Origin of the sequence: Streptomyces sp. CB02923 (assembly GCF_001905005.1) — a bacterium.
Taxonomy (GTDB): domain Bacteria; phylum Actinomycetota; class Actinomycetes; order Streptomycetales; family Streptomycetaceae; genus Streptomyces.
The window spans coordinates 1,072,816-1,090,347 of sequence record NZ_LWKZ01000024.1 but is presented as its reverse complement, the minus strand read 5'-3'; the positions used below and the strand labels follow the sequence as shown (position 1 = coordinate 1,090,347).

11 protein-coding genes are annotated in these 17,532 nt (G+C 73.1%); 4 read left to right on the top strand and 7 right to left on the bottom strand.

Going from position 1 to position 17,532, the window contains the following annotated elements; genetic code table 11:
• Nucleotides 1-32 precede the first annotated feature (32 nt).
• The 7 genes from A6A06_RS27920 to A6A06_RS27890 all read right to left on the bottom strand — a co-directional run bounded on the left by A6A06_RS27920 (nt 33) and on the right by A6A06_RS27890 (nt 7,953).
• The gene (locus A6A06_RS27920; protein WP_073764396.1) at nt 33-806 is read right to left on the bottom strand and encodes an SDR family oxidoreductase; all 774 of its coding nucleotides are present in this window, start codon (nt 804-806) and stop codon (nt 33-35) included.
• Between the two features lie 47 nt (nt 807-853).
• Entirely contained in the window at nt 854-2,377 is a 1,524-nt protein-coding gene (locus A6A06_RS27915) for an FAD-binding oxidoreductase (RefSeq protein WP_073764395.1), read from the bottom strand.
• Nucleotides 2,378-2,466: 89 nt separating this feature from the next.
• Complete coding sequence (locus A6A06_RS27910) at nt 2,467-3,990, bottom strand: class I SAM-dependent methyltransferase (protein WP_073764394.1); 1,524 nt, start codon at nt 3,988-3,990, stop codon at nt 2,467-2,469.
• A complete protein-coding gene (locus A6A06_RS27905; RefSeq protein WP_199931196.1) occupies nt 3,983-4,840 on the bottom strand; it encodes a class I SAM-dependent methyltransferase in 858 nt (285 codons plus the stop codon). Before A6A06_RS27905 ends, A6A06_RS27910 begins: the two co-directional genes overlap by 8 nt.
• A complete protein-coding gene (hppD, locus tag A6A06_RS27900) occupies nt 4,837-5,913 on the bottom strand; it encodes a 4-hydroxyphenylpyruvate dioxygenase (protein ID WP_073764393.1) in 1,077 nt (358 codons plus the stop codon). Before hppD ends, A6A06_RS27905 begins: the two co-directional genes overlap by 4 nt.
• Nucleotides 5,910-6,140 carry an MbtH family protein gene (locus A6A06_RS27895; protein ID WP_073764392.1) on the bottom strand — a complete coding sequence of 77 codons (231 nt, stop codon included), beginning with the start codon at nt 6,138-6,140 and terminating at the stop codon, nt 5,910-5,912. The genes hppD and A6A06_RS27895 overlap by 4 nt, the downstream gene beginning before the upstream one ends.
• A 1-nt stretch (nt 6,141) precedes the next feature.
• Entirely contained in the window at nt 6,142-7,953 is a 1,812-nt protein-coding gene (locus A6A06_RS27890; protein WP_079194415.1) for a non-ribosomal peptide synthetase, read from the bottom strand.
• A gap of 255 nt (nt 7,954-8,208) precedes the next feature.
• Between A6A06_RS27890 and A6A06_RS27885 the strand changes: the two genes are divergently transcribed.
• Genes A6A06_RS27885 through A6A06_RS27870 form a run of 4 tightly spaced genes read left to right on the top strand, consistent with a single transcriptional unit; the run spans nt 8,209 to nt 17,532 of the window.
• Nucleotides 8,209-10,191: a CRTAC1 family protein gene (locus tag A6A06_RS27885; RefSeq protein ID WP_242440972.1), complete on the top strand. Its 1,983-nt coding sequence runs from the start codon at nt 8,209-8,211 to the stop codon at nt 10,189-10,191.
• A complete protein-coding gene (locus A6A06_RS42155) occupies nt 10,188-11,156 on the top strand; it encodes a hypothetical protein (protein WP_073764391.1) in 969 nt (322 codons plus the stop codon). Before A6A06_RS27885 ends, A6A06_RS42155 begins: the two co-directional genes overlap by 4 nt.
• The gene (locus A6A06_RS27875) at nt 11,153-17,056 is read left to right on the top strand and encodes a type I polyketide synthase (protein WP_073764390.1); all 5,904 of its coding nucleotides are present in this window, start codon (nt 11,153-11,155) and stop codon (nt 17,054-17,056) included. Before A6A06_RS42155 ends, A6A06_RS27875 begins: the two co-directional genes overlap by 4 nt.
• Entirely contained in the window at nt 17,053-17,532 is a 480-nt protein-coding gene (locus tag A6A06_RS27870) for an acyl-CoA thioesterase (RefSeq protein WP_443333788.1), read from the top strand. The genes A6A06_RS27875 and A6A06_RS27870 overlap by 4 nt, the downstream gene beginning before the upstream one ends.

The window sequence follows — 17,532 nt, the reverse complement described above, 5'->3', positions numbered from 1 at the left end:
CGGGCCGGAGGGCGGGCCGTCAGCACGGGCCATCAGTGGTGGAATTCGCCGGCGTTGACGTCCAGGCACTGGCCCGTGACGGCACGGGCGGCGGACGAGGCGAGGAAGAGCACCGCGTCGGCGACCTCCTCCGGTTCGGGCAGCCGGCGGAGGTCGAGGTTCTCCGCGATCTCGTCGTACACCTGCTGCACCGGCACCCCCCGCTCCGCCGCGACATGCCCGAACCCCTCCCGCAGCGCGTCGGACCAAATGTAGCCCGGCGCCACGGTGTTGACACGGATTCCGTGGGGCCCCAGCTCCGTCGCCAGGCTCCGTGCCGCGGAGAGAAGGGCGGCCTTGGCCATCCGGTAGGCGCCGAATCGGGGCCTGGAGTGGCGTACGACCGCAGAGTTGATCATCACGACCGAGCCGCGGGCCCCGGCGAGGGCGGAAGTGCAGAGACGGGTGAGCCGCAGGGCCGCGATGACGTTCGTCTCGAACCCGGCACGGATGTCGTCCGGATCGGCCTCGCCCAGCTCCACCAGCGGCGGCGCCGCGAAAGCGTTGTGGACCAGGGCGTCCACGCGCCCGAAGGCCGCGACGGCCGTCTCGACGAGGTGGGCGGCCGAGGACTCGTCGGTGATGTCGGTCGGCACGGCCAGCGCGCGCCGGCCGCCCGCCTCGATCTCCGCGGCGATCTCGGCCAGCCTCGCCCCGTTACGTGCCGCCAGGACGACGTCGGCACCGGACCGGGCCGCGCGTAAGGCGATGGACCGGCCCAGTCCGGGCCCGACTCCTGAGACGATGACGGTACGGTCCTCGAGCATGGTGTTCCTCCGTGGGGTCGGTGCGGATCGGTTACGGGGCGGGGTGTTCACGCGGGCAGGCGGACCGACAAGGCGTGCCGGAACACGTCGCGCGGGTCGTAGCGCAGCTTGACGGCCTGCAGGCGGGGGTAGTTGTCCTTGAAGTACAGGTCGTGCCAGGGGACGCCGGAGGTGTTCCACGCCGGGTCTGCCAGGTCGACGTCGGGGTAGCCGATGTAGGAGCCGTCGGCGGTGCCGCCGGGCACGGGTACGCCGCCGGTGTCGGCGTACATCTCCCGGTAGAACGCGCGGACCCAGGCGATGTTGGCGGCGTCCTGCTCCGCCGACCGCCAGACGCCGGTGCTGTACGAGGCCTTGAGGATGGAGTCGCGCTGGGCGGTCGCGGTCGCGCCGGACGGCACGGTGTTGACGCGGCCGCCGAAGCCGGTCAGGACGAGGCATCCCGCGGGCGTGGGGCAGTCCTGCTCGCCCAGGAAGCGGTGGAGCACGTCGAGCTGCCGCTCGGTGAATCCCCGGCGCAGATAACCGGCCTTGTTCTTGTAGCGCCCGTGGGGATCGCTGGGCCAGTCGTACGAGGGCATCCACGAGCTCCACCAGGGCACGACGTCCAGTTCGTCCGTCACCGGGGCGACGCCCACCCCGTCGGTGATCCGGTCGAACTGCTCGTCCAGCAGTGCGGCCGAGCCCGGTGTGTCGTCGTCGAGTACCGCGGTCATGCCGAACGTCTGTGCACTCCGGTGCGGCACGATGAGGTTGTTCCACAGGTTCGCCGCGGGGGAGTCCGGGCGGGTGTGGTCCTCGTACCAGCCGCAGTAGTTGCGGAGCAATGCGGTGAACGAACGTTTTGTCATGCCGTCCCAGGGCCACATGACGACGCGTCGGCGCATACGGGTGGGCGCGGCCGGCAGCAGGGACGAAGGGGCGCCGTCCGGGTCCCGATCCGGCGTGCGGAGCCAGTAGCGGGTGACCACGCCGAAGCTGCCGCCGCCGCCCCCGGTGTGCGCCCACCACAGGCCACGGTGGGGATCGTCGGCGTCCCGGGTGGCCACGACGGTCCGCGCGCGGCCGGACGCGTCGACGACCACGACCTCGACGGCGCAGAGGTGGTCGACGATCAGCCCGTCGCGGCGCGAGAGGTGGCCGTAGCCGCCGGCGGAGAAGTGTCCGCCCGCCCCGACCCCGAAGCAGGTGCCGCCGGGCACGGTGACGCCCCAGAAGGTGTACAGCGCGCGGTAGACGTCACCGAGCGTCGCTCCCGCCTCGACACTGAACGCCCGCATCCGCTCGTCGAAGCCGACGGCGTTCATGGGGGACAGATCGAGCAGTACGCGGACCTCGGGCGAGGAGGTGAAGTCCTCGAAGCAGTGGCCGCCGCTGCGGACCGCGATCCGCCGGCCCGCGGCGACGGCCGACTCGACGACCGACACCACCTCGGCGGTCGACCGGGCGAAGCGGATGGCCTCGGGCCGTCCGACGAAGCGGTGGTTGTAGCTCTCGACCAGGTTGGGGTACCGCGGGTCGTCCGCGGTGATGGTGGTGGGCGCGGCCGGCGCCCCGGTGCTGTCGGGCATGTTCCTCGTCTCCCGTCTCCGTCCCATGGGCCGACCCGACGGTCGCTCGTCGACCGCCGGGCCGGCATCTCGCGGATTGCGGTGGTCGTTCAGCCCGGACGCCTCGCGGTGATCATCACGAAGTTCCCGGGGGTGGAGGTGTCGAGAAGGCCGAGACCGGCGCCGGTGACCCACGCCGTGATGTCGGCGAGGCCGCCGAGCGGCATGCCGTCGGGGAATCCGGGGCCGCGGAACGACCGCTGGAAGTAGCGGTCGACCGGGTCGTCGGCCTCTCGGAACGTCATGAGGGTGAGCGTCCCTTCCGGCCGCAGGCACCGGGCCGCCTCGGCGACCACGGCGGCCGGGTCCGGCATGGCCTGGAGGGCGTTCCAGCAGTTGACCGCACCGAGCGAGCCGCTGTCGAAGGGCAGCGAGAGGGCGTCGGCGCGGACGGCGGCGGCCCCGGGCACCGTGCCCCGCAGCCAGTGCAGCATCGACGGGTTGAGGTCCAGGGCGAACAGCCGCTCGGCGCCGACCGCTTCCGCGAGCACGCCGGTCCACCGGCCGGCCCCCGCGGCGAGGTCCAGCACCGGCCCGTCCGCGGGGCGGGTGTGCACGGCGATGTAGGCGTCCTCGTCCGCCGGGGCGACGGTTCCCGCCCAGTTGCCGCCCATGAGCCGCAGGAAGCCCGGCCGCAGCACCGTCTCGTAGTAGTGCCCGACGGATTCCATGGTGGCGGCGTTCCGCAGGACGTCGGCGGGGTCGGCGTCGTCCCTGACCGGGGCCGTCAGGTCCAGGACGCCGTGGCCGGCCGGATACCGCGTCGAGCAGGCCGTGCAGGTGGCGTGCCCGTCGGCGGTAGGGGACGGCCGGCCTCCGCAGCACGGACAGCGCAGGACGGCGGTGTGCCGGTGCCAGGCCGCCGGGCCGGCCGGTGCCGAGTACGGGCGTGGCGCCCGCGCGTCGTGGACCTGGCGCGGCATGCCGTGGCGTACGGCCCAGTACGCGAGGGCCCCGGTGTACCCGAGGAGCATCCGTGTGTCACCGTCGTAGGCGCCCGCGAGCCGCGCCGGGCCGAGGCCCCGGACCCACTGGCGGTCCTGCTCGCGCTCGGCGTCGGTGAGGTTCCACTCCGCCGGGGACGGCCACACCCGGCCGATGACCGCCTCGTTCCCGAGCAGGGGCCGCAGGCAGCGGCGGAGCCGGGAGGAGACGTCCTCCGCGAGGCCGAGGGCGCCGACCCGGTCCAGGATCCGGGTCCGGTCCTCGGGGAAGTGGGAGACGACGTACAGCAGCGCGTGCGTGAGCGGATCGTCGCCGCGGGCCCTCTCCAGGAGGCCGAGGCAGGTTCCGAGGCCCTTGCGGACCTCGCTGTACGCGTCCGGGGCGCCGGGCCCGTCGGCCCCGGCGAGCAGACCCAGGAGGACGAGGGCGCGGCCGAGGAGGTGCGGGGGCAGCCGCTCCAGGGCGTCCACGAGGACGGCGGCCGACGGCGCGGCCTCCGCCTTCGCCAGCCCGTCCTCCCAGACGGCGGCAGTAAGGCGCGCGAGCGCCGTGTCGGCGGCACGGGTGCCCGCGCCGAGGAAGGAGTGGGCCGGAGTGTCCCTGCCCCGGTCCGTCGCGGCGTCAGCCATGGTTCTCCTCACCTTCGTCCAGTGCCTGTGCGAGGAAGTACGCGTCCTCCCGGACCGGTCCGTCCAGCAGCGGGCGGAGGCCCACGTCGGAGTACCGGCGCGGGGTGCAGCCGGAGGTGCGGCGCAGCAGGGTCAGGCTGTTCTGGCGCAGTTTGTGGTCTTCCAGAAGGTTCAGGAACTCGAACTCCCCGGGGCGCAGACGTCCGCTCTCGGCGATGTAGTCCAGGACCGCCTCGCCTTCGGGGTAGGTCATCAGGTAGTGCAGGGCGACGACGCCGCCGTCGGGATTGACCAGGTCCCAGCACTCCTCGAAGAAGTACAGGCAGTCCCAGGCGTCCACCCAGGCGAGGTCGACGGGCACCAGATCGTCCGGGAGGAGCGGTACGCACGAACGCAGGTCGGCGTTGACGATCGTCACCAGGTCTTCGAGCCCGAACGTGCTCAGCACTTCGCCGACCCGGCCCGCCGAGGAGTCCGGCATGGACAGGTCGTCGACGGCGACGAGCCGCGGCTGATAGGGCTCCCGGTAGGAGGACGGCACGAGGAGAGCGGGCTCGGCGTCTACCCACGCGTCGTCGAGCGCGCGCCCCTCGTGGAGATAGGGCGCGGTCTTCCGGGCCAGCCCGGTGGCCTCCTCCGCGATCAGCTCCTCGACCTCCGACAGCGCCCTGGCGAGGAACGGCGTCGTGTATCCCATGCCGACCTCCAGGACCCGGTGGGGCCGGAGCAAGTGGACCAGGTTCGCGAGCAGGGGAGCGACCGCCTCCGTGCCCATGCCCGGGACCCTCAGCCGTTCCACGGCGTCGCGGAACTCCCGGTCGCGGCCCGGGGTACGGGCGCGGAGCGTCATCGTGTGGCCTCCGGACTGCCCGCACGCTCCGCTTCTGCCGCCCGGTACAGCGCCTTGATGTTGCCGCTGCCGAATCCCCGGGCGCCGAGGCGCTCGATCACCTCCAGGAACAGGGTGTTCCGCGGATGGACGGAGCGCGCGAAGATCTGGAAGAGCTGTCCTTCGTGGTCCTGGTCGACCAGGATCCGGTGTCGGCGCAGCTCGGCCTCGGAGTGGCGGGCGGGCGTGAGCCGGGAGGGGAGGCCGTCGTAGTAGGAGTCCGGTGTGCCCATGAACCGGATGCCCCGCGAGGCGATGTCGCCGACGGTCCGTACGATGTCGTCGGTCGAGAACGCGAGGTGCTGCACGCCGGCGCCCCCATGGTCCTCCACGAACGCGTCGACGTGGCTGCGCCGGAGCGAGGCGTCGGGCTCTATCAGTGTGAGGGTGACCTCCCGGGACGGGCTCTGGACGACCTCGGTGGTCATGCCCTGGCTGCCGACGGCGAGGCGCTCGGTGAAGATCAGGCCGAAGCCGAGGACGTTCCGGTAGAACTCCGTGGCGGCGCGTATGCGGCCCGGCGGGACACAGATGGCCACATGGTCGAGGGTGGCGAGGCCGCGGCCGACGGCCGCCGGGGGCGCGGGCACGAGGTCCGGGAGCGTGCGCGCGTCGAGCTCCGGCGGGCGTTCGACGAAGGTGTGCACCAGGTCGCCGACGCCCGCGACCGCCGCCGTCGTGACGCCGCCGCGGTACGTCGGCTCCGCCACCGGCCGGGCCCCGCGCGACACCGCCAGGCCGAAGGCGGCACCGGCGTCGTCGACCCGGAACGCGATGTCGGCGACCCCGTCACCGTGCCGCCCGACGAACGCGGCCTGCGGTGTGTCCGCGTCGAGCGGCTGTGAGAGCACCAGCCGGATGGAGCCGGAACCGAGACCTACGGAGCGTACGGCGCGCGTGCGTCCGGCGTCCCGGGCGTGGACGGCGAGCCCGTACCCGTCGGCCAGCCAGCGCGTCGCCGCGTCCAGGTCGGTGACCACCAGCCGGACGTGGTCCAGTCCGAGGCGCCCGAGGGGGCTCTCGGTCGGCGTCATGACGTTCCTCCCTTGTGGTGGTGTTGCTGCCGGTTCACGAGGCTGCGGGGCCGCAGGTCGGTCCAGTGGGCGTTCACGTGGTCGAGGCAGGAGCGGCGGCTGGCGGGGCCGTGCGCGGTGGTCCACCCCTCCGGTACGCCGATCGCCGAGGGCCACAGCGAGTGCTGTCCCTCGTCGTTGACCAGGACCAGGCAGCCACCGTCGTCGGTGTCGAACGGGCCGGTCATCTCACCCCTCCTTCCGGCCGGCCAGCAGCCGGTCGAGTTCGGCCGGTGTCGGCATGTCGAAGAACTCGCCCACGGTCAGGTCGACGCCGTGGCGACCGCGGATGCGGCTGATCAGACGCATCGCCGACAGCGACTGGCCGCCCAGGTCGAAGAAGCTGTCGTCGAGTCCGACCCGCTCGACGCCGAGCACGTCGGCGAAGAGCGCGCACAGTTCCTTCTCCGTGTCGGTGGACGGCGGCCGGTAGGCCCGCCCGCTCGCGAACTCCGGTTCCGGGAGGGCCCGGCGGTCCACCTTTCCGTTGGGTGTCAGGGGCAGACCGGGCACCGGGACGAAGGCGGACGGGATCATGAAGTCCGGTACGGCGCCCAGGAGGTGGGCGCGCAGCGCCCCGGAGTCGACGGATGGCCCGTCCGTGACGACGTAGGCGACGAGCCGGGTGCCGGCCGGGCCCGCGTCCCGGGCGGTCACCGCGGCGTGCCGTACCGAGGGGTGCCCGGCCAGGACGGCCTCCACCTCACCCGGCTCGACGCGGTACCCGGCTATCTTGACGAGGTCCCCGGCCCGGCCGACGACATCGAGTGTTCCCTCGGGGGACAGCCGGCCCAGATCGCCGGTGCGGTACATGCGCGCGCCGGGCGGGCCGAAGGGATTGGCGACGAACCGCTCGGCGGTCGGGCCGGGGCGGCCTGCGTACCCCCGGGCCAGGCCCCGCCCCGAGAGGTACACGTCGCCGACCTCCCCGGCCGGGACGGGCCGGAGCCGGCTGTCGAGCACGTGCAGGCGCACCCCGTCCATCGGCCGCCCGACGGAGACCGTCGTGCCTGCCCGGTACGGCGCGGTCATCGCCGAGTGCGTGCTGAAGACCGTCGCCTCCGTCGCCCCGTACATGGCCCGCACCACGAGGCCGGGGTGCGCGTCCAGTACGGTCTGGACGGCGCCGGGCGCGATCGTGTCGCCGCCCGTGAGCACCTGTCGTACACCCGCGAAGACCTCGGGGCTCTCCTCGGCCAGCACCCGGAACAGCCCGGCGGTGACGTGGAGCCCGGTGACGCGCTCCCGTGCGATGAGATCGCGGAGGGCCCCGGCCGTGAGGTCCCCGGGCGGCGGCACGACGATCTGCCCGCCGCGCAGGAGCGGGACCCACAGTTCGTAGGTGGAGACGTTGAAGGCGTACGGCGCCAGCATGAGCACGCGCTCGTGGTGGGACGCCTCCCAGCAGCTGTCGTGGACGAGCGCCAGCACGTCCCGTTGCGCGACGGCTACGCCCTTCGGCTCGCCGGTCGATCCCGACGTGTGGATGACGTAGGCGAGCTGGTCGGGGTCGGCGGGCGGCTGCGGAGGGGGGCCGGAGCGGTCCGGGAGCTCGTGGCCGGGGCCGACGACGACGGTCCGGGACGCCCGCACACCGCGCCGGGAACCGGCCTCGTCCGTGAGCAGGAGAGGGCTGCCGTGGTGCGCCATGATCCGGCGCAGCCGTTCCGGGGGATGGGCAAGGTGCAACGGTACGTAGTAGCCGCCCGACTTGAGCACGGCGAGCGTCGCCACGACCAGGTCGGCGGAGCGCTCCATCAGCACCGCTACCGGCGTTTCCGGCCCGACCCCGGAGTCGGCCAGCAGCCGGGCGAGCCGGCCGGCCCGTTCGTCCAGTTGCCGGTAGGTCAGGCACGTGTGCGGTGCGGAGACCGCCGGCGCGTCCGGCGACCGTGCGAGCTGGGCGGCGAAGCCTTCCTGAATCGAGCCGGGCCGGACGAGTTCAGCGGGAGAATCCGATTCCCTGCCCCGCGAGTTCGTCCCACAGCGGTATTCGGTCATGAACAGACCGTGGCACCGCGGGAAACCCCGCGGCATCTCGTGCATTGCGTTCGAGGCGCACGGGTCCGGTGCGCCAACGCATTTTCCGAGAACCTTCCGAAGCGGCCTGCGGGTGACGATGGCGGCCGAACACCTTTCGTGCCGCGTGAGCGTGCGTCAGGCCTGACCCGGCAGCCCGGTCCGGCGGGACGCCCGCGAGTACAGGAACGTGCTGCGCTCGGTGAACAGCAGCTTCATTCGAGAAGGAGGACCGCTGTGGCATACCGCAGGCGGATTCGCAGAATGGTGCCGGGACTGGTGATGGTCCTTGTCGCCGCATCGTTGTTCTTCGCCACCCGCGAGTCGGTCGCGGCGCCCGACGGTGACCAGGCCGCGAAGAAGTACGGCTTCAAGGAAATGCCCATTGCCATGCCGCCGGGCTACGACCGGTTGCCCAAACGTTCGGTCCGCGTCGTCAATCCGGCGTACGAGAAAATCCGTTCCTGGATCTCGTCGGTGGGCGCGAGCATCGCCCTCAACGACATCACCGGGAACGGCCGGGCCGACGGCATGTGCGTCGTCGACACCCGCACCGACCAGGTGATCGTCACCTACACGCCGACCGCCCCCGCCGCCGACCGCTTCACCCCGTTCACCCTCGACCCCGCGCCGCTGCCGATGGACCGGGCCATGGCGCCCACCGGGTGCACCTTCGGTGACTTCAACGCCGACGGGCGCATGGACATCCTGGCCACCTACTGGGGCCGCACGCCGGTCCTCTTCCTGGCCCGCTCGGATGCGAAGACGCCCTCGCGGCGCGCCTACACGCCCCGTGAGCTGGTGTCGTCGGAGTCCACCGACGGGAAGTACAACGGGCCGCGCTGGAACACGGACACGGTGTACGTCGGCGACCTCGACGGCGAGGGCCACCCCGACATCGTCATCGGCAACTACTTCCCCGACTCCGACGTACTCGACCCGGACGGGCTGAAGAACGTCGTGATGAACGACTCCTTGTCCAGGGCCAAGAACGCCGGCGGTGACCGCGTGCTGCGCTGGACCGGCGCCACCACCGGAACCTCGCCGACCGCCTCCTACACGGAGGAACGCGAGGCGCTTCCCTACGACGTGTCCACCGGCTGGACCCTCGCCATCGCGGGCGCCGACCTCACCGGCGACGCCCGTCACGAGCTCTACATCGCCAACGACTTCGGGCCCGACCACCTTCTGTACAACCGCTCCACTCCGGGCCGCATACGGCTCACGGAGGCCAAGGGCGAGCGTGATCCCGACACCGCGAAGTCGTTCGCGCTCGGCAACGACTCCTTCAAGGGCATGGGGGCCGAGTTCACCGACCTCGACCACACCGGCCGCTTCGACATGGTGGTCAGCAACATCACCGCGGCGTGGGGCCTGGAGGAGTCCAACTTCGTCTGGAAGAACCGGACGAAGAACGAGAAGGAGATGCGCGACGCGCTCGGCTCCGGCACCGCTCCGTTCAAACAGGAGGCGGAGAGGTACGGGCTCGCCTGGACCGGCTGGAACTGGGACGTGAAGACGGGCGACTTCCTCAACGACGGCAAGCAGGCGGTCGTGCAGGCCGACGGCTTCGTCAAGGGGAAGACCGACCGCTGGCCATGGCTGCAGGAGATGGCCATGACCAACGACAACCTGCTCTCCAACCCCGCGATGTGGCCCCATGTGCAGCCGGGTGACGACATCGCCGGCGACGACGCCCTGGCCTTCTACGTCCGTACCACGGGCGGGAAGTTCGCCAACGTGAGCGAGCAGCTCGGCCTCGCCGTCAAGACGCCGACCCGCGCGCTGGCCACCGGAGACACCACCGGCACCGGGCGTCTCGACTTCGCCGTCGCCCGCCAGTGGGGCCCGCCCGCGTTCTACGCCAACACCGCCCCGAAGGTCGGCGAGCACCTGACGCTGCACCTGGTCCGGCCCGCCGCGGGCGAGGACGCGAAGGCCGGTGGCCTGGCCGGTGCCGGGGCTCCCGCGTACAACGCCTCCGTCCGCGTCACCACCTCCGCCGGGACCGAGACCGCCCAGCTCGACGGGGGCGGCGGGCACGGCGGCTACCGCAGCTTCGACGTGCGGTTCGGCCTCGGTTCCCACGACGGCCCCGTGACCGTGCACCTCCAGTGGCGCGACGCGCACGGCGGCATCCACCAGCAGACCCGACAACTCGCCCCCGGTACCCACACGCTCATGCTCACCGGTGACGCCCAGGAGGTTCCGGCCCGATGACCGCAACGGTCGCTCACCCCCCGGCAGGCCAGGCACGGCGGGCCACCACGGCGCCGCCCGCCGGCAAACCCGACGCGCGCTACCTCGCGCTCCGCAACTTCGCCCTCTCGATCAGCGTCCTCAACATCTTCGGCTACACACTGCTCGGCTTCGAGCAGCCCTGGATCTGGCCCGTCATCGCCGTCGTGATTGGTTACGCCGTCGAGATCGCCCTCGAATCGCTGACCGCATGGGCGCACCGGCGCCCGCCGCGCTACCTCGGACGGGGCGTACGGGGGCTGTACGAGTTCCTGCTGCCGTCCCACATCACCGCGCTCGCCGTCAACATGCTCACGTACGGCAACGACCAGCTGCTGCCCATCCTGTTCGGCGTGGTCGTCGGTGTCGGCGGCAAATACGTGCTGCAGGCCCCGATCGGCGGCCGGATGCGGCACTACATGAACCCGTCCAACCTGGGCATCACGGTGACGCTGCTGTGCTTCGGCTCGTGGTTCAGCATCGCACCGCCGTACCAGTTCACGGAGCACGCCAACACCTTCTTCCGGGTTGCCGTCCCGCTGATCATCGTGACCGCCGGCACCGTCATCAACGGGCTGCTGACGAAGCGGGTGGCACTGATCGTCGGCTGGCTCGGCGGATTCGTGATCCAGGCGGTGATCCGCCACTTCGTCTGGGACGTCGCCGTGTACTCGGCGCTCGGACCGATGAGCGGTGTCGCCTTCGTGCTGTTCACCAACTACATGATCAGCGATCCCGGGACGACACCCGCCCGGCCCCGCGACCAGTTCGTCTTCGGCGCCGGCGTAGCACTGGTGTACGGCGTCCTGATGGTCTTCAACGTCGTCTACACCCTGTTCTTCGCGACCACGATCGTCTGCGGCCTGCGCGGCGCCGGCTGGTGGGTCGCGCACCTGGCGCGCCGCCGCCGGGAGCGGGCGTCCACGACCGAGGCGGTGACCGCGTGAACGACCGCAGAGCCCCCATCGCCGTCGTCGGCATCGCCTGCCGCTACCCCGACGCGGACACCCCCGAGCAGCTGTGGCAGAACGTCCTCGCGGGGCGCCGCGCGTTCCGCCGCATCCCGGACGAGCGGATGCGCCACGAGGACTACTACTCCGCCGACCCGGCCGCGCCGGACCGCCACTACGCGCGAAAGGCGGCCGTACTGGAAGGTTTCGAGTTCGACCGGGTGGCACACCGCATCGCCGGGTCCACCTTCCGCGCCACGGACATGACGCACTGGCTGACGCTGGACACCGTCGCGCGGGCCCTGACGGACGCGGGCTTCCCGGGCGGGACGGGCCTGCCGGCGTCCACCACCGGCGCCGTCATCGGCAACAGCCTCAACGGCGAGTTCAGCCGTGCCAACCAGATGCGGCTGCGGTGGCCGTACGTGCGCCGCACCGTGGCCGCCGCACTGCGCGACCAGGGCTGGGACGACGCCGGCCTGGCCGCGTTCCTCGCGGGGCTGGAGGAGCGGTACAAGGCGCCGTTCCCGCCGATCGACGAGGACAGCCTGGCCGGCGGCATGGCCAACACCATCGCCGGACGCGTCTGCAACCACTTCGACCTCGGCGGCGGCGGGTTCACCGTGGACGGCGCCTGCTCGTCCTCGCTGCTCGCGATAGCCACCGCGTGCAACGCGCTGGATTCCGGACAGCTGGACATCGCCATCGCGGGCGGTGTGGATCTCAGTATCGACCCCTTCGAGATGGTCGGCTTCGCCAAGACCGGTGCGCTGGCCACCAGGGAGATGCGCGTCTACGACCGCGGCTCCAACGGCTTCTGGCCGGGTGAGGGGTGTGGCGTCGTGGTTCTGATGCGGGATGCCGACGCCCTCGCGCAGCGACGTTTCCGCTATGCGACGATCGCGGGCTGGGGCTGGTCCTCGGACGGCCGCGGCGGCATCACCCGGCCCGAGGCGGGCGGCCACCGCCGCGCCCTTGAGCGCGCCTACCGCTCCGCCGGGTTCGGCCTGGAGACCGTCGCCTACCTGGAGGGCCACGGAACGGGCACCGCCGTGGGGGACGCCACCGAGCTGCGCGCCTTCACCGAGGCCCGGCGCGCCGCCGACCCGGACGCCCCGCCCGGCGCGATCGGCACCGTGAAGGGCAACTTCGGGCACACCAAGGCGGCCGCGGGCATCGCCGGGCTCCTCAAGGCCGTGCTCGCCGTACGCCACCAGGTCATCCCGCCCGCCACCGGGCACGTCGACCCGCATCCCGAACTCACCGGCGAGCGCCCCGCGCTGCGGGTCCCGGCCGAGGCCGAGCCGTGGCCGGACGGCCTGCCGGTGCGGGCCGGGGTCTCCTCCATGGGCTTCGGCGGGATCAACGCGCACGTCGTCGTCGAGCACGCCGACGGTGTGCGCCGCACCGCGCTGCCCCGGTCGGCGGTGCGGCTGATGCGCTCGTGCCAGGATTGCGAGCTGCTGCTCGTCGACGCCGAGGACACGTCCGAGCTGTGTGGCCGGCTCGCTCGGCTGGCCGCCTTCGCCGGGCGTCTGTCCTACGCCGAACTCGGCGACCTCGCCACCACCCTGCAAGCCGGACTGGCGGGACGCCGGATCCGCGCCGCCGTCGTCGCGGCCTCACCCGAGCAGGCGGAAGAGCGCTTGACGGACCTGCTCGCCCGAATCGACGACGGCGCCCGTTCCGTCGTGGACCCGGCCGCCGGGCTGTTCCTCGGCGACCGGGGCGGGCAGCCGCCCCGGATCGGGTTCCTCTTCCCCGGCCAGGGCGCAGGGCGCGGCGGGGACGGCGGTGCGCTCCGCCGCCGGTTCGCCACGGTCGACGACCTCTACCGTGCCCAGCACCTGCCCGCCTCCGGCGATCAGGTGTCCACCGAAGTCGCCCAGCGCCGCATCACCACCGCGTCTGCCGCGGGACTGCGGGTGCTCGCCGCACTCGGCATCCAGGCCGCCGCGTCGGCCGGCCACAGCCTCGGCGAACTGACCGCCCTGCACTGGGGCGGGGCCATGGACGAGACAGTGCTGCTCCGGACGGCCGCGGCGCGTGGCCGGGTGATGGCCCTGGCGAGCGACGGCGGCGGCGCCATGGCCGGTATCGCCGCCGGGCCCGCCGCCGTCGAGCCCCTGCTGGACGGCGAGCCCGTGGTGATCGCGGGATACAACGGCCCCCGCCAGACGGTGGTCTCGGGCCCGGCGGCGGCCGTCGACCGGGTCTGCGGGCGGGCCGCCGGGCAGGGGCTGGACACCCAGCGGATCAACGTCTCGCACGCGTTCCACTCACCCGCCGTCGCTCCCGCTGCGCGGGCCTTCGCCGAACACCTGGCGAAGGAGGAGTTCGCCCCGCTCGACCGGCGCGTGTTCTCCACCGTCACCGGAGGGCCGCTCGACCGTTCCACCGAGGCCGCCGGGCTGCTGACCCGTCAGGTGCTCGCACCGGTCCGCTTCACCGAGGCGGTGTCGGCGCTCGCCGCCGAGAGCGACCTGCTGCTGGAGGTGGGGCCCGGCCGCATCCTGTCCGGTCTCGCCGCCGAGGCCGCCGACGTCCCCGTGATCTCCCTGGACGCGGGAGGCCCCAGCCTGGCCGGCCTCTTCCAGGCCGCCGCCGCGGCCTGGGCGCTCGGCGCGCCGGTACGGCACGAGGCCCTGTTCGAGGACCGGTTCACCCGCCCCCTGCCGCTCGACAAGGAGTTCCGGTTCTTCGCCAGTCCGTGCGAATCGGCGCCTGCGGAGGACGTACCGCCCGCCGCGACTGCAGGGAAACCGGCGCTGCCCGGCCCGGCCGAGGAGCCCGTGGACGCCCCGCCGACCGCCGTCGGCGGGGCGGCGGGCAGCCTGGAGGTGCTGCTGCGGCTCGCCGCCCAGCGCGCCGAGCTGCCGCCCGAGGCCGTCTCCCCGGACACCAACCCACTGGACGAGCTGCACCTCAGCTCCATCACCGTCGGCCAGATCATGAACGAGGCCGTCCGCGAGCTGGGCATCGACACCCCCGTGACGACCTCGGCCTTCGCCACCGCCACGCTGGCGGAACTGGCCGAGATGCTCGACGGGCTGTCCGGCACCGCGCTCCCCGGCGAGGCCGGCCGCCGGCCCGACGCGGAGGGCGTCGCGCCCTGGGTGCGCGCCTTCGCCGTCGACCTCGTCCCGGCCGAGCCCGGCCGACCGCGCGGGGCATCGGGGGAGGGCGCGTGGACGGTCTTCGCGAGCGAGGACCACCCGCTGGCCGGGCCGCTCGCCGAGGCTCTGCGCTCTGCCGGGCTCGGCGGCGGCGTACTGCTCTGCCTGCCGCCGGACTGCGACGAGGGGCACGCCGGGCTGATGCTCGCCGCGGCGCGCACCGCGCTCGCCTCCGCCACCCGGTTCGTCGCCGTCGGCGACCGGCGCGGTCCGGCGGGTCTCGCCAAGACCCTCCACCTGGAAGCCCCGTCCATCGCCGTCACCGCCGTCACCCTGCCGGTGGCGGCCCCCGGCGCGGTCGGCCTGGTCTCCCGCCTCGTCGCCGACGTGGCGGCCACGTCGGAGTTCAGCGAGGTGCACTACGACGAGGACGGGACGCGCTGCGTGCCGGTACTGCGTGCCCTGCCGCCTGCCGCGGCAACCCCCGGGCCGCTGCCGCTGGGCAACGGCGACGTCCTCCTCGTCACCGGTGGCGGCAAAGGCATCACCGCCGAGTGCGCGCTCTCCCTGGCCCGGGAGACGGGGTGCGCGGTCGGCCTGCTGGGCCGCTCCGCACCGGAGGAGGACGGCGAACTCGCCGCCAACCTCGGACGGATGGCCGCCGCCGGAATCTCCTTCCGCTACGTCCGCGCCGATGTCACCACCCCCGAGGAGGTCCGGAAGGCCGTACGGGAGGTCCGCGAGGCCCTCGGGCCCGTCACCGCCGTGCTGCATGGCGCGGGCCGCAACGAGCCGCGCGCGCTGACCGCCCTCGACGAGACGTCGTTCCGCCGGACCCTGGCCGTCAAACTCACCGGGCTGGAGGCGGTGCTGGCCGCCGTCGACCCGGGGGACCTGCGGCTGCTCGTGGCGTTCGGCAGCATCATCGGCCGGGCCGGCCTGCGGGGCGAGGCCGACTACGCCACGGCCAACGACTGGCTCACCGAGCTGGTCGGCCGGGTGCGGGCGGACCTCCCGGGCTGCCGGTGCGTGACGCTGGAGTGGTCCGTGTGGTCCGGGGCCGGGATGGGGGAGCGGCTGGGCGTGCTCGAATCGCTCGTCCGCGAGGGCATCGATCCGGTCCCCGCCGACGAGGGCGTCGCGATGCTGCGGAGCCTGCTCGCCGACCCGGACACCCCGGATTCGGCCGTCGTCATGGGTCGCGCCGCCGGGCTGCCGACGATCACACTCGACACGCCGGAGATGCCCCTGCTGCGGTTCACCGACCGGGTCCGGGCGCACTACCCGGGCGTCGAACTCGTGGCCGACTCCGTGCTGTCCGCCGCCACGGACCCCTACCTCGCCGACCACCTCCTGGACGGGACCCAGCTGTTCCCGGCCGTGCTTGGCATGGAGGCGATGGCGCAGGCCGGGGCGGCGCTCACCGGCCGCGCGGAGACCCCGGTGCTGGAGGACGCGGAGTTCCTGCGCCCGGTCGCGGTGCCCCCGGACGGTGAGACGACCATCCGGGTCGCCGTACTGGTCACCGGCCCCGACACCGTCCGAGCCGTGATCCGCAGCGAGGAGACCGGCTTCCGCGCCGACCACTTCCGTGCGGTGCTGCGGTACGGGGATGGGGCGCCACACGGGCACGGGAGGAACGACGCGGGCGACCGGCCGGAACCGGCACGCGCCCGGTACCGGGGCACTCCGGACGCCGACGGGGCCGCGCCCGCGCCTCTCCTCGATCCCGCCCGGGACATGTACGGCGGCGTCCTCTTCCAGGGGGCCCGGTTCCAGCGCCTGACGCGCTACCGGCATTTCGCGGCGAAGGAGTGCACCGCCGAGATCTCCACCGCCGCCACCGCCCAGTGGTTCGCCGGCTTCCTCCCGCCGGACCTGGTGCTCGCCGACCCCGGCACGCGGGACGCCCTGATGCACTCCCTCCAGGCGTGCGTTCCGGACGCCACCCTGCTGCCCGTCGGCGTCGAGCGGCTGCACCTCGCCGACCCGGCCGCGGCGTGCGCTGCCGGGACCGCCGTCCTGCACGCCGTGGAGCGCTCACGTGACGGCGACACGTACGTCTACGACCTCGACGTGCGCGCCGCCGACGGCGCTCCGCTGGAGCGCTGGGAGGGCCTGGTGCTCAAGGCCGTCCGCAAGACGAACGGCTCCGGCCCGTGGCTCCCCGCACTCCTCGGCCCCTACCTGGAACGCCGGACCGGAACCCTCCTCCCGGCCCCCCTGCGGGTCGCCGTCCGCCCGGACGGCGACGGCGCGGAGGACGGCACGGCGGCGCGCCGCGCCCGTACCGCGCTCGCCCTCGGACAGGCGCTCGGCCGGCCGGTGGTGCTGCGCCACCGCCCCGACGGGCAGCCGCAGGTGGACGGCGGCCCTGCCGTCTCCGCCTCGCACGGTGCCGGCGTCACTCTCGCCGTGGCGGCGGGGCCCGGGGCCCGGACCGTCGGCTGCGACGTGCAGGCGGTCGAGGAACGCGGTGCGGGGGAGTGGTCCGGGCTGCTGGGCGACAGCGGCTGGACGCTGGCCCGGCTGCTCGCCGCCGAGCGCGGTGAGGACCTGTCGCTCGCGGCGACCCGGGTGTGGGGCGCCGTCGAGTGCCTGCGCAAGAACGGCCACGCCCGTGTGGAGCTCGTTGCCGACGGCGTGCCCGCGGCGGACGGCTGGACGACGCTGCGGGCCGGTGACGCCCGGATCGCCACGGTCTCCGTACACCTGGGGACCGCCCGCACAGGGCGGCCGGCGGTGTTCACCCTCATGTCGACGGGAGGAAACCCCCGATGAAAGGAGAGCGCGAGGTGCGGCCCTACTACGAATTGCGTCACCTGGTGGGCTTCGAGGAGACCAACCTGGTCGGCAACGTCTACTACGTCAACTACGTCCGCTGGCAGGGACGGTGCCGTGAGATGTTCCTGCGCGAGAAGGCCCCGGAGGTCCTGGAGGACATCCGGGGGGACCTGAAGCTGTTCACGCTCTCCGTGGGCTGCGAGTTCTTCTCCGAGATCACGGCGTTCGACGAGCTGTCGATCCGGATGCGTCTCACCGACCTGACACAGACGCAGATCGGTTTCACCTTCGACTACGTAAGGACCGGCGGGGACGCCCCGGGCGACCTGGTGGCCCGCGGCAGCCAGCGGGTGGCCTGCATGCGCGGCCCCAACACCGGTACCCGCCCCACCAAGGTGCCGGAAGCACTGCGCAGGGCGCTGGAACCCTACGCGGATCCGGCGCCGCAGGGCGCGGCGGCCGGCGGGAGGTGA